The 12,859-nt window shown below is 71.2% G+C and carries 11 protein-coding genes; 2 read left to right on the top strand and 9 right to left on the bottom strand.

Annotated elements, in window-relative coordinates; genetic code table 11:
* Window positions 1-356: 356 nt before the first annotated feature.
* From ACIQ6Y_RS16190 to ACIQ6Y_RS16180, 3 genes are all read right to left on the bottom strand, one after another.
* Entirely contained in the window at window positions 357-611 is a 255-nt protein-coding gene (locus ACIQ6Y_RS16190; protein WP_404038445.1) for a hypothetical protein, read from the bottom strand.
* Window positions 612-642: 31 nt separating this feature from the next.
* The gene (locus ACIQ6Y_RS16185) at window positions 643-2,025 is read right to left on the bottom strand and encodes an NAD(P)/FAD-dependent oxidoreductase (RefSeq protein ID WP_404038442.1); all 1,383 of its coding nucleotides are present in this window, start codon (window positions 2,023-2,025) and stop codon (window positions 643-645) included.
* A 247-nt stretch (window positions 2,026-2,272) separates the two neighbouring features.
* On the bottom strand, window positions 2,273-2,737 hold the full coding sequence (locus ACIQ6Y_RS16180; RefSeq protein ID WP_404038439.1) for a MarR family winged helix-turn-helix transcriptional regulator: 465 nt from the start codon (window positions 2,735-2,737) through the stop codon (window positions 2,273-2,275).
* Between the two features lie 68 nt (window positions 2,738-2,805).
* Between ACIQ6Y_RS16180 and ACIQ6Y_RS16175 the strand changes: the two genes are divergently transcribed.
* Window positions 2,806-3,309, top strand: a complete 504-nt coding sequence (locus tag ACIQ6Y_RS16175) for an SgcJ/EcaC family oxidoreductase (protein WP_404038436.1) — start codon at window positions 2,806-2,808, stop codon at window positions 3,307-3,309.
* Window positions 3,310-3,326: 17 nt separating this feature from the next.
* On the opposite strand, the gene ACIQ6Y_RS16170 is transcribed toward ACIQ6Y_RS16175, so the two are convergent.
* Window positions 3,327-5,231, bottom strand: coding sequence for an AMP-dependent synthetase/ligase (locus ACIQ6Y_RS16170; protein ID WP_404038433.1), 1,905 nt, complete (start codon window positions 5,229-5,231; stop codon window positions 3,327-3,329).
* 152 nt (window positions 5,232-5,383) lie between these two features.
* Between ACIQ6Y_RS16170 and ACIQ6Y_RS16165 the strand changes: the two genes are divergently transcribed.
* On the top strand, window positions 5,384-5,617 hold the full coding sequence (locus ACIQ6Y_RS16165) for a DUF6480 family protein (protein WP_404038431.1): 234 nt from the start codon (window positions 5,384-5,386) through the stop codon (window positions 5,615-5,617).
* A gap of 16 nt (window positions 5,618-5,633) precedes the next feature.
* Here the strand turns inward: ACIQ6Y_RS16165 and ACIQ6Y_RS16160 are convergent, their stop codons facing one another.
* From ACIQ6Y_RS16160 to ACIQ6Y_RS16140, 5 genes are all read right to left on the bottom strand, one after another.
* The gene (locus tag ACIQ6Y_RS16160) at window positions 5,634-6,719 is read right to left on the bottom strand and encodes a glutamate--cysteine ligase (RefSeq protein WP_404038429.1); all 1,086 of its coding nucleotides are present in this window, start codon (window positions 6,717-6,719) and stop codon (window positions 5,634-5,636) included.
* Between the two features lie 57 nt (window positions 6,720-6,776).
* Window positions 6,777-8,996: a 1,4-alpha-glucan branching enzyme gene (gene glgB, locus ACIQ6Y_RS16155; protein ID WP_404038427.1), complete on the bottom strand. Its 2,220-nt coding sequence runs from the start codon at window positions 8,994-8,996 to the stop codon at window positions 6,777-6,779.
* Window positions 8,997-9,001: 5 nt separating this feature from the next.
* Window positions 9,002-10,384, bottom strand: coding sequence for a maltokinase (locus tag ACIQ6Y_RS16150; protein WP_404038425.1), 1,383 nt, complete (start codon window positions 10,382-10,384; stop codon window positions 9,002-9,004).
* A 28-nt stretch (window positions 10,385-10,412) separates the two neighbouring features.
* Window positions 10,413-12,131, bottom strand: a complete 1,719-nt coding sequence (gene treS, locus ACIQ6Y_RS16145) for a maltose alpha-D-glucosyltransferase (protein WP_404038423.1) — start codon at window positions 12,129-12,131, stop codon at window positions 10,413-10,415.
* Window positions 12,128-12,859 (bottom strand): DUF3459 domain-containing protein (locus ACIQ6Y_RS16140; RefSeq protein ID WP_404038420.1); only part of this gene is annotated, 732 nt, incomplete at its 5' end. The genes ACIQ6Y_RS16140 and treS, both read right to left, overlap by 4 nt.

Raw genomic sequence — 12,859 nt, 5'->3', positions numbered from 1 at the left:
CGGTCTCTGGCCCTGGCCCTGGCCCGGCCCTGGTCCTGGCCCGGCCCTGGTCCTGGCCCGGCCCTGGTCCTGGCCCCGGTCCCGGCCCCTGGTCCTGGCCCCGGTCCCGGCCCCTGGCCCTGGCCCCGGTCCCGGACCCTGCCCGGACCCTGCCCCGGCCCGGACCCTGGCGCCGGTCCTGGCCACTGCCCCGGCCTGGACCCTGCTCCGGACCTGGACCCTGTTCCGGACCCGGCCACTGCCCCGGCCTGGACCCTGCCCCGGCCTGGACCCTGTTCCGGACCCGGCCACTGCCCCGGCCCCCGGCCCCGGCCACTGCCCCGGTCCCGGTTCGGCAGGGCACCCCGCCGGACCGGTCAAGGGCTCCCGCCGGCCCCGCTCTGCACGCTCGGTGCGTCCATCGCATGGCTGCCCGGTTTCAGGATCTCGTCCAGGACCCGCAGCACCACCTCGTACGCCAGCCCGCGCATCTCCGCCTCGCGCGCCGCACCCGGGTCATGGGAGCGCAGCTCCTCACCACGCGCCCGCCAGGTGCGCAGCTCCTGCGTCGCACAGGCCCTGCTCCGCTGCATCCGCCGCAGCAGTTCGTCAGCGTCCACGACATCGGTCATACCGAGCGGGTACCCGGCTCGGGCAGGTTTCTCAGCCCTGTCCGCGGACGTCTTCCCCGCTTTCCACATGCGCCCGCACCTCGTCCGGAGTCAGGTACGAGTCGGTGTACTCGAAGTCCTTCAGCTTGGCCGGCTTGCGGGCCTGGAAGCCGGTGCGGACGAAATCGTCGCCCGCGACCGCGTTGAGCATCCAGTTGGTCAGCACCCGGGTCTTGGCGACATTGGTGCGCAGCGCGCCCCAGTGGTAGCCGCGGGCCACCGCCTGGGCGGGCAGTCCGCGCAGCTCGATGCCGAGCGGCTTGGACACGGCGTCCTTGCCGCCGAGATCGACCACGAGGCCCAGGTCCTTGTGGACGTACGGCTGGAGCGGCTCGCCGCGCAGGGTCGCGATGACGTTCTCGGCGACCTTGCGGCCCTGCCGCATCGCGTGCTGCGCGGTCGGCGGGCAGACCGCGCCCTCCTCGCCCTTGGCCACGTCCGGCACCGCGGCCGCGTCACCGAGCGCGAAGACGCCGTCGTGGCCCGGCAGGGTCATCTCGGCGTTCACCGCGAGGCGCCCGCGCACCGTCTCCGCGCCGAGGGTGGCGATGAGCGGGCTGGCCACCACGCCCGCGGTCCAGATCAGCGTGCGGGTCGGCACCACCCGGCCGTCGGTGAAGGTGACCTCCTCCGCGCCGGCTTTGTCGATGGAGACGCCGAGGGACACCTCGATGCCGCGCCGCTGGAGGACCTCCATGGCGCTGCGGCCGAGCTTGTCGCCCAGCTCGGGCATCAGCTTCGGCGCGATGTCGATCAGATGCCACTTGATCAGGCTCGGGTCCAGGCGCGGGTAGCGCTTCACCGCGGCGTGCGTCAGCTTCTGCAGGCACGCGGCCGTCTCCGTACCGGCGTAACCACCGCCGACCACCACGAACTGCAGCCGCGAGGCCCGCTCGGCGGGGTCCTGGCTGGCGTCGGCGAGGTCCAGCTGGGAGATGACGTGGTCCCGGATGTACGCGGCCTCGGCGAGGGTCTTCAGGCCGAAGGCGTGGTCGGTGAGCCCGGGGATGTCGAAGGTGCGGGTGACGCTGCCGGGGGCCAGCACGATGTAGTCGTACGGCTCGTTCACGACCTCGTCGGTGATCGTGCGGATCACGCACACCTTGGCCTTCAGGTCCACGCCGATCGCGCCGCCGGGGATGATCCGGGTGCGGTACTTCTTGCTGCGGCGCAGCGACAGGGCGATCGACTGCGGCGTCAGCACGCCGGAGGCGACCTGGGGCAGCAGCGGCAGATAGAGCTGGTAGGCGAACGGCGTCACCAGGGTGACGTCCGCTTCGTTCGGGGCGAGCCTGCGCTCCAGTCGCCGTACGCACTCCACGCCGGCGAAGCCTGCGCCCACCACCAGGATCCTGGGTCGTGTCACGGTGTCCATCCCTTTCCGCGCTTCCAGGCGGTCTTTTCCGCTGACGCCATGCGCCTGCCCCTGGATCGCTGCCTCGCACCTCACTGATCCCACCGTGTCCCGAGCGGGCTCGCCAGCCGAGTGAGGCAGGCTGGCGAATCCGCGGGGCACCAGCATGCAACGCATGGGGCGTCCGCGTACCCGATCAACGGGATCTCGTACGGACTTTCCACGAGTCGATCATTCATGCCTACGGGTTTCCGGCGCGGCCCGTCCGTCACTCCTGCCCGGTGAGCGCGCGGGTGGCCTCCCGCTGGATCCGGGCCGAGCGGCGGAGGAAGTCGAGCACGACGGCGAGCTCCGCGTCCGAGTACTCGGCGTACAGGCCCGCCAGTTCGGCGGCGAACGGCGCGAACAGCGGCGCGAACCGGGCCTCCGCCTGCGGGTCGGCCTCCACGTTGACCCGTCTGCCGTCCTGCGGGTCCCTCACCCGGCGGGCGAAGCCCTTGCGCTCCAGCCGGTCGATCAGCCCGGTCACGGAGGCCGGTGCGAGGCCGGTCAGTTCACCGAGCTCCCCGGCGCTCAGCGCGCCCGAGCGCTGGAGCAGGTCGAGCGTCTTCTCCTCCACCGGGCTGAGCTCCATCCGGGCACTGATCGCCGCGTGGTACATGACGGCCGCGTTGCTGTGCACGCGCCCCGCCTCCTGGAGTCCGGCGAGGAGTTCCTCCCTTGACGCCCCCATGCTGCCTCCTTATATTTAGTTCGGCCGAACGAAATAATAGCAGGCATCGAGAGGACGGGGGATTTGGCATGGACATCCAGGAAGCCCAGATCCGCGAGCTGTTCGCCGAGTACTGCCGGACCTGGACGGCGGCGGACTCCGCCGGCTTCGGACGGCTGTTCACCGACGACGCCGACTACGTCTCCTACGACGGCAGTTGGGCGGCCGGTGCGGCCCGGCTGCGCGAGAACCACGACAAGCTGTTCCGCGGCGTGATCGCGGGCTCGGCCATGGTCGGCGAGATCGAGTCGCTGCGGTTCGTCAGCGACTCCGTCGCCGTGGTCGTCGGCAACGGCTCGGTGCTGATGCCCTGGCGCAGCGAGCTGCCCAGGCGACGGCTGTCGCGCCAGATCATCGTCTGCGTCCGTACGTCCGAGGGCTGGCGGATCGCCGCGATCCAGAACGGCCGGCAGCGACCGGTGACCATCCCGGAGCCGGACTCGATGCCGTCGAGAATGTCCCGGGCCCTGACCCGCCTGGCCGGGCGCCTCGGCCTGGGCAGGGCGCGCGAGGTCACCCTCCCGGCGGTCTGAAGGCCCTCGGCAGGGCCTCAGCGGAACACGTCGTCCCCCTCGTCCCAGGACAGCGGGTCGTCCGGAGCGGGGACGCGCGGCAGGGGAGTGCGCGCCTGGTACATGGCGTCGATCTCCAGGGCGTAGCGCTGCACGATCGCGTCCCGGCGCGGTTTCATCGACGGCGTCAGCAGCCCGCCGGCCACGTCGAAGGGCTCCGGCAGCACCCGGAACACCCGGATGGACTCCTCGCGCGACACCGCGCTGTTGGCCGCGGCCACCGCCCGCCCGATCTCGTCCTGCAGCGCGTTCTCCTCCCGGGCCTCCCGGCTGAGGGCGCCGTTCTGCCAGCGCTGCGCCGAGCGCCAGTGCGCCAGGAACTCGGGGTCCAGGGTGATCAGCGCCCCGACACAGGGCCGGTTGTCGCCCACGACGACCGCCTGGTGCACCAGCGGATGCAGCCGCAGCCGCTGCTCCAGCAGCGCCGGGGCCACGCTGGTGCCGCCGTTGGTGATGATGACGTCCTTCTTGCGGCCGGTGATCGTCAGATAGCCCTCGGCGTCCAGTCGTCCGAGGTCACCGGTGGCCAGCCAGCCGCCCCGCAGCGCGGCCCGGGTGGCGGCCCCGTCGCCGACATAGCCCTGGAACACCGACGGGCCGCGCACCAGGATCTCCCCGTCCGGGGCCACCCTGATCTCGGTGCCGGGCAGCGGCCGTCCGACGGTGCCCGACTTCTCCCGGCCCAGCGGCTGCATCGTGATGCCGCCGCCCGTCTCGGTGAGGCCGTAGCCGTCATGGACGTAGATGCCGATGCCCTCGTAGAACAGGGACAGTTCGCGGCTGAGCGGCGAGCCGCCCGACGTGGCGCGCCGCACCCGCCCGCCGAGCGCCTGGCGCAGCCGCCGGTACACCGTCCGCTCGTACAGGGCGTGCTGGAGCCGGAGGTTGGGGCCGGGGCCCGCCCCGCGGCCCAGCCGGTGGCGCTCGGTGGCCGCCGCGAAGGCCCGTGCCGTCTCGGCCGCGCGCTCGAACAGGGCGCCGTGGCCCGCCTGCTGGGCCGTGCGCAGGAACGTCTTGTACAGCTTCTCGAACAGGGAGGGGACGCCGTAGAAGTAGGTCGGCCGGAAGGAGCGCAGCGCCGCGGTCAGGGACGCCTCGCTCAGGTCGGGCTCATGGCCCATGACCACCCCGCCGCGCAGGCAGATCTCCTGGATCATCAGGCCGTACACATGCGACAGCGGCAGAAAGGCGAGGATCCTCGGCTGCTGTCCCGGCGGCGCCGCGGTGTGGCCCCAGCCCTCCAGGATCGTGTCGCAGGGGCTCGCCAGCGCCCGGTGGCTCAGCGCGCACCCGGTCGGCCGCCCGGAGCTGCCGGAGGTGTAGGCGACGACGGCGGTGGCGTCGGGCAGCACGATCCGGCGCAGCGAGTCGACCGTGGTGGCCGGGAGGAACGCGCCCCGCTCCACCAGTCGCTCCAGCCCCCCTGCGTCCAGCTGCCACACATGCCGCAGCCGGGGCAGCGTCGTGCACACCGAGCCGACGGTCATCACCGCGGGCTCGTCCTCGACCACGACCGCCACACACCCGGAGTCCCGCAGAATGCACTCCACCTGGTCCCGCGACGACGACGGATGCAACGGCACCACCTCGGCGCCCACCGCCCACAGGGCATGGGCGAACACCGTCCACTCGTAGCGGGTCCGCGCCATCACGGCCACCCGGCTGCCCGGCGTGATCCCCGAGGCGATGAGCCCCTTGGCGAGGTCGACCACCTGGTCCCTCACCTCGACCGCGCTCACCTCTTCCCACCCCCCGGCGGGCCCGGCGGTGCGGCGGGCCAGCAGTGGCAGGGTGGGACTGTGGGCGGCCGCCTCGAAGACGCTGTCGGCGAGCCCTCCGGGCCGCAGCGTGCGGAAGTGCGGAGCGAGAGCGAGGTCGCGCATGCGCTGCTCCTGGTCGGTACGGGCTGTGACGGCGCCGACGAGCACTGTTATCGACGGTGGTCGAATCTAGCCCAGGAGCGGGCTGACCGGGCCGGGAACGGAATAACGGTTCGGCGCTGATGATCTCGGCGCGGGCGGGGGACTCGGGGCACATGACCCACATCAGCCCCGATCCCGAACCCGAGCGCAGCACCGGCCTGGAACCGGGCGGCGGCGTCCCCCCGGGCGAGACCCCGCCCGCCGAGAGCAGCCTGCCCGAGGCAGGACCCCGCGAGACGCACAACCCCACCAAGGGCTGGGGCAAGGCGCCCCTGGCCATCATCCTGGTGGTGGTCGTGCTCATCGCGGCGTTCTTCCTGGCCTACGCCCTGGCGCTGCTGCTGTGACGAGACGCGCCGGGCCTCACTCCTGGGTCCGGCGCACACACCCGGTGACCACCTCGCGCAGGCTGCCGGTCCGCTCCAGCAGGTCCCGCTGCACCTGCGCCCCGTTGCCTTCCCGCAGCAGCCGTTCGCACGCCTCACGGGCGTGTGCCAGATCCCCGCTGTCCGCGAGCGCCTCGCCGACATGCTCCAGCAGCGCCCCGACGACCTTCGCCGCCGGGGCCGGCCGCAGGGTCGCCGGGTGCAGCAGCAGGTCCGTGAGCCCGAAACGCGCGGCCCGCCAGTTCGCCAGCCGCACCAGGCTCACGCTCAGCTCCGCCGGCGGCACACCCTCCCGCCATTCGCGGGCCGCCGTCTCGACCAGCCCCCGGGCCAGCATCGCGACGAGCACGGCCGAGTCCGCGTGCAGACACACGTCGGCGACCCGGATCTCCACCGTCGGATAGCGCTCCGAGAGGCGCGCGTCGAAGTACACCATCGCCTCGTCGAGGATGACCCCCGTCGCCACCATGTCGGCCACCCTGCGGTGGTACTCCTCGGCCGACCCGAACACCTCCGTCGGACCGGCCGACGGCCACTGCTGCCACACCCGGCTGCGGTAGCTGCTGTACCCGGTGTCCCGGCCCTGCCAGAACGGCGAGTTGGCGCTCAGTGCCGACAGCACCGACAGCCACGGCCGCACCCGGTCGGCGACCGCGACGCCCTCCTCGTCGGACTCCACACAAACATGGACATGGCAACCGCACACCAGCTGCCGCGAGGTGATGTCGTACTGCTCCGCCATCCACCGGTAGCGGTGGTTCAGCCCGACGCTCGGGCTCAGCGGCAGCGGGGACGTGGCGAGCGCGGCCACCGCGCAGCCCAGCCCGCCGGCGTACCCGGCGGCCTCCTTGCGGCAGCGGACGATCTCCTCCCGCAGGTCGGCCATGTCCTCCTGCGGGTGGGTGGCGAACTCCACCATCTGGTCGTGCAGTTCCTTCTCGAAGACCTGCTCGCCGGTGACGTCCGCCGCGGCGCGTGCCAGCACCGCGGCCGACATCGCCCGCGGGTCCCCGTTCTCGGGATCCACAAGGAGGAGCTCCTCCTCCACTCCGACGGTGCGCAACGGTCACAGCCTCCCCGCGTCCGGTGATAGACACCCGACTGCCCCGTCGGAGGCCCTTCACACCGTGTACGGCCGCAGCCACACCGTCGCGAGCGGCGGCAGCGTGACCCTGAGCCACCCGTCCTCGGGCTTCACCGGGTCCGGCTGGGTGACCCCGGAGCCGCCGTAGCGCAGGTCGTCGGTGTTGAGGACCTCCTGCCAGACGGCCACGTCGTCCGGGACCCACAGCGGGTAGTCGTGCCGGACGACGGGGGAGAAGTTGCTCACCGCCAGCAGCGGGTCGCCCGACGCGTCGAAGCGCAGGAACGCGAAGACGTTGTCGTCACCCGCGTCCCCCACCGACCACCGGAACCCGGCCGGGTCCGTGTCCCGCTCCCACAGCGCCGGCGTCGACCGGTACGCGGCATTGAGATCACGGACCAGATCACGTACGCCGCGATGGTCCGGCTCGGCCGAGTAGCCCGGGTCCAGCAGCCACCAGTGCGGGCCCTCCGGCTCGGACCACTCCGCGCCCTGAGCGAACTCCTGGCCCATGAAGAGCAGTTGCTTGCCCGGGTGGGCCCACATGAACCCCAGGTAGGCGCGGTGGTTGGCGCGCTGCTGCCACCAGTCGCCCGGCATCTTGGACACGAGGGCCTGCTTGCCGTGGACGACCTCGTCGTGGGAGATCGGCAGGACGTAGTTCTCGCTGTAGGCGTACACCATCGAGAAGGTCATCTCGTTGTGGTGGTACTTGCGGTGCACCGGCTCGTGCTGGATGTACTCCAGCGAGTCGTGCATCCAGCCCATGTTCCACTTCAGCCCGAACCCGAGCCCGCCGCCGTCCGTCGGCCGCGTCACCCCCGTCCAGGCGGTCGACTCCTCGGCGATGGTCACCACCCCGGGCACCCGCCGGTACAGCGTCGCGTTCATCTCCTGCAGGAACGCCTTCGCGTCCAGGTCCTCGTTCCCGCCGAACACGTTCGGCGCCCACTGGCCGTCCTCGCGCGAGTAGTCCAGGTAGAGCATCGAGGCGACCGCGTCGACGCGCAGGCCGTCGATGTGGAACTCCTCGCACCAGTACACGGCGTTCGCCACCAGGAAGTTGCGCACCTCCACGCGGCCGAAGTCGAACTCGTACGTCCCCCAGTCGGGGTGCTCGGCGCGCCGCGCGTCCCCGGGCTCGTACAGCGGCTCCCCGTCGAAGCGGGCCAGCGCCCAGTCGTCCTTCGGGAAGTGCGCCGGCACCCAGTCCATGATCACGCCGATGCCCGCCCGGTGCAGCGAGTCGATCAGGAACTTGAGGTCGTCAGGAGAGCCCAGCCGGGCCGTCGGGGCGTAGAAACCGGTGACCTGATAGCCCCACGAGCCACTGAAGGGGTGATGGGCGACCGGCATGAACTCCACATGCGTGAAGCCGAGATCCTTGACGTACGCGGGCAGCTCCTCGGCGAGCTGACGATACGTCAGTCCAGGGCGCCAGGAGGGCAGATGCACCTCGTACACCGAGAACGCAGCCTCGTGCACGGGCCTGTCGCCCCGGTGCGCCAGCCACTCGGCGTCGCCCCACTGGTAGGCCGAGGCGTGGACGATCGACGCCGTGTCCGGCGCGGCCTCCGCGCGGCGGGCCATCGGGTCGGCCTTGAGGAAGCGATGGCCGTACCGTGAGGTGATCTCGAACTTGTAGCGGGTGCCCTCGCCGACGCCCGGCAGGAACAGCTCCCACACCCCACAGGCGCCCAGCGAGCGCATCGGGAACGCGGTTCCGTCCCAGTAGGTGAAGTCGGCGGCCAGCCGCACGCCCTGGGCGTTGGGCGCCCACACCGTGAAGCGGGTTCCGGTCACGCCCTGGTGCGTCATCGGCTCGGCGCCCAGCGCCTTCCACAGCTCCTCGTGCCGGCCCTCGCGGATCAGATGCAGATCCAGCTCGCCGAGCGCGGGCAGGAAGCGGTACGGGTCGTGCACCTCCTGCCCGGGGTCGTCGTCCCCGTACGCCACCAGCAGGGTGTAGTCGGGGATCGACTTCAGCGGCAGGACGGCCGAGAACAGACCGTCGCCCTCGGACAGCAGCGGATGCCGTCGGCCGCCCGTCACCACACTCACGGCACGGGCGAACGGCCGCAGCGCCCGGAAGGCGATCCCACCCGGCACCGGGTGGGCGCCGAGCAGTGCATGCGGATCGTGATGGGCGCCCGACAGCAGCCGCGCACGGTCATCCGGATCCAGGGCCGGCGCGGCCCGGCCCGCTTTTTTCGGCGGGCCGGACGGCTCGGGCAGCGACGTGTCACGCAGGGCCACGGCTCTCAGTCTCCTCTCACGGCCAGACGTTCGATCGCCGCCATCGGGACGGCGAGCCAGTCCGGACGATGCCGGGCCTCGTACACCACTTCGTACACGGCACGGTCGGTCTCGTACGCACGCAGCAGCGCGTGCTTCTTGCGCGGGTCCCAGCCGGCCCGCTCGGCATAGCCCGCGCAGTACGCCTCGCGGCAGCGACGCGCCCACTGCGGCCGCCACGGGCGGCGCTGACGGGCGGCGTAGTCGAAGGAACGCAGCATCCCGGCGATGTCCCGCACCGGGGACTCCGGGATGCACCGCTCGGCCAGCGGACGCGACGGCTCGCCCTCGAAGTCGATGACGAACCACTCCCGCCCCGCCCGCAGCACCTGCCCGAGGTGCAGGTCACCGTGGATGCGCTGGGCGGCGGGCCCCGCGTCGCACGTGACGAGCATGCCGAACGCCCCCCGCAGGCCCGGCAGATACGGCCGCAGCCCCGGCACGCTGTGCGCGGCCGCGTCCAGCCGCTCCACCATCGCCGCCGCCGTACGTCCGTTCTCGGCGGGCGGGCCGCCGGGGAAGGCCTTGGCCAGCGCTACATGGACGTCCGCCGTGGCCCGCCCGAGCGCGTACGCCTCGGAGGTGAAGTCCTCACCGGTGGACAGCGCGTGCAGGGCGAGGGTCCAGCCGTCGGCCGCGTTCGGCAGGAACGGCTGGAGCACACCCAGCGTCGCCCCGTGCGGCTGCGTCGTACGGAACCACGCCACCGGCGCGGGCACCCGGCGGCATCCCTGGCCGGCTAGCGCGCTCGTCACCTCGAGGTCGGGATTGACGCCCGGCTGGATGCGCCGGAAGACCTTGAGGATGTACGCGTCGCCGTACACCAGCGACGTGTTGGACTGCTCGGCGTCCATCAGCCGCGGCGGCAGCCCGGAGGGCACGGTCACCGTCGGGTCCGTCTCGAAGCGCAGCGGACCCAGGCCGCCGGGCCGGCGCAGCCGCTCCAGGAGCAGCTGGGCCGACCGGGGGTCGCGCAGCGCGTCGTAGACCGCCATCCCGGCCAGCGGGCCCTCCTGCGCACGGCCCACCAGTGCCCGGCCGAGGCGGGGCGACAGATGCTCCTGCACACCGAGGATCAGCTGGTAGCAGTCACCGGGCGGGGTCGCGGCGCCCGGCGCGGGCACGCCCGCGTGCCCGGACGGGCTCGGCGCGTGCCCGGCGTGCACCAGCAGATGCAGACAGCCCGGGAACAGCTCGGTCAGCGACAGCAGCCGCAGTTCGGTGACCGGCCGGTCCTTGCCCGCGAACCAGCGCTGCCGCGGGAGCCACTCGCGCAGCAGGCCGTCCAGCGAGGCCATGGGCCGGAGGGGGCCGGTACTGTCCCGGTGCAGGGATGCGGTCTTCGGCATGGCGTCGCGTCCTTTCCTCGGAGCACGCTCACAGTCGCCGGCCGATGCGGGAAGCGACTCGGGTGAGCCGGAACCAGTAGAAGCCGTGGCCCCCGAGCGTCAGCAGATACGGCAGTTCGCCGATCGCCGGGAACCGCACCCCGCCGAACAGCTCCACCGGATGGCGGCCGGCGAACTCGCGCAGGTCCAGCTCGGTCGGCTGGGCGAACCGCGCGAAGTTGCTCACGCACAGCACCAGGTCGTCCTCGTACTCGCGCAGGAAGGCCAGCACGGCCGGGTTCGACGACTGCAGCTCGGTGAAGCTGCCCAGCCCGAAGGCGGGGTTCTGCTTACGGATCTCGATCATCCGGCGGGTCCAGTGCAGCAGCGACGACGGCGACGCCATCGACGCCTCGACGTTGGTCACCTGATGGCCGTAGACCGGGTCCATGATGATCGGCAGGGACAGCCGCCCCGGGTCGCAGGTGGAGAAGCCCGCGTTGCGGTCCGGGGTCCACTGCATCGGTGTGCGTACGGCGTCCCGGTCGCCGAGCCAGATGTTGTCGCCCATGCCGATCTCGTCGCCGTAGTACAGGATCGGCGAGCCGGGGAGCGACAGCAGCAGCGCGGTGAACAGCTCGATCGTGTGCCGGTCGTTGTCCAGCAGCGGGGCCAGCCGCCGCCGGATACCGATGTTGGCGCGCATGCGCGGGTCCTTGGCGTACTCCGCGTACATGTAGTCGCGCTCTTCGTCGGTGACCATTTCGAGCGTGAGCTCGTCGTGGTTGCGCAGGAAGATGCCCCACTGGCAGCCCGAGGGGATCGCCGGGGTCTTGGCGAGGATCTCGGAGACCGGGTAGCGGGACTCGCGGCGTACGGCCATGAAGATGCGCGGCATGACGGGGAAGTGGAACGCCATGTGGCACTCGTCGCCGCCGCCCCGGTAGTCGCCGAAGTAGTCGACGACGTCCTCGGGCCACTGGTTGGCCTCCGCGAGCAGCACCGTGTCCGGGTACATCGCGTCGATCTCGCGCCGGACCCGCTTGAGGAACTCGTGCGTTGCCGGAAGGTTTTCGCAGTTGGTGCCGTCCTCGGCGTACAGATAGGGCACGGCGTCGAGCCGGAAGCCGTCGATGCCGAGATCCAGCCAGAAGCGGAGGGCGGCGAGGATCTCCTCCTGGACGGCCGGGTTCTCGTAGTTGAGGTCCGGCTGGTGGGAGAAGAACCGGTGGAAGAAGTACTGCTCCCGCACGGGATCGAAGGTCCAGTTGGAGACCTCGGTGTCGACGAAGATGATGCGGGCGTCCTGGTACTGCTTGTCGTCGTCGGCCCACATGTAGTAGTCGCCGTAGGGCCCGTCGGGGTCCTTGCGTGACTCCTGGAACCACGGGTGCTGGTCGCTGGTGTGGTTCATGACGAAGTCGATGATGACCCGCATGCCGCGCTGGTGGGCGGCGTCGACGAACTCCACGAAGTCGGCGAGGTCGCCGAACTCCGGGAGTACGGCGGTGTAGTCGGAGACGTCGTAGCCGCCGTCGCGGAGAGGGGACTGGAAGAAGGGGGGCAGCCACAGGCAGTCGACGCCGAGCCACTGCAGATAGTCGAGCTTGGCGGTCAGACCCTTCAGGTCTCCCACGCCGTCGCCGTTGCTGTCCTGGAAGGAACGCACCAGGACCTCGTAGAAGACCGCGCGCTTGAACCAGTCAGGATCCCGGTCCTTGGCGGGGGTGTCCTCGAAGGTGTCATGGACAGGCGAGTTCACGGTCATGACGCGGTGGACCCTCCGTGGTGCGGTGTCGACGGCCGGACGTGGAGCACATGAGCCGGTGACCGGCCGGGCTCCAGGCGCACGTAATTGGAGCTGCCCCAGTGATAGGTCTCACCGGTCAGTTCATCGCGCGCAGAGAGGGATGCGTGCCGGTCCAGACCAAGATGCGCCATGTTCAACGAAACGGTGGCTTCCTGGGTGTGGTGCGGGTCCAGGTTGGCCACCACGATCACCGTATTGGAGTCAGAACGCTTGCTGTACGCGATGACGGCGTCGTTGTCCGTGGCGTGGAATCGCAGGTTCCGCAGTTGCCGCAGGGCCGGGTTGTCCCTGCGGATCTCGTTGAGGCGGGTGATGAGGGGGGCGATGGTGTCGGGGGTGTCCCAGTCGCGGGGGCGCAGCTGGTACTTCTCCGAGTCGAGGTACTCCTCGCTGCCCTCGCGCACCGGGGTGTTCTCGCACAGTTCGTAGCCGGAGTAGATGCCCCAGGTCGGGGAGAGGGTGGCGGCGAGGACGGCACGGACCTCGAAGGCGGGGCGGCCGCCGTGCTGGAGGTAGCCGTGCAGGATGTCGGGGGTGTTGGCGAAGAAGTTGGGCCGCATGTAGCTCGCGGCCTCGCCGGTCAGCTCGGTCAGGTACTCCGTGAGTTCCTGCTTGGTGTTGCGCCAGGTGAAGTACGTGTACGACTGCTGGAACCCGATCTGGGCGAGGGTGTGCATCATCGCCGG

Origin of the sequence: Streptomyces sp. NPDC096205, assembly GCF_044763135.1 — a bacterium.
Classification (GTDB): Bacteria; Actinomycetota; Actinomycetes; order Streptomycetales; family Streptomycetaceae; genus Streptomyces.
Note: the sequence above shows the minus strand (reverse complement) of the source record. Positions and strands in the feature narration are given on the sequence as shown.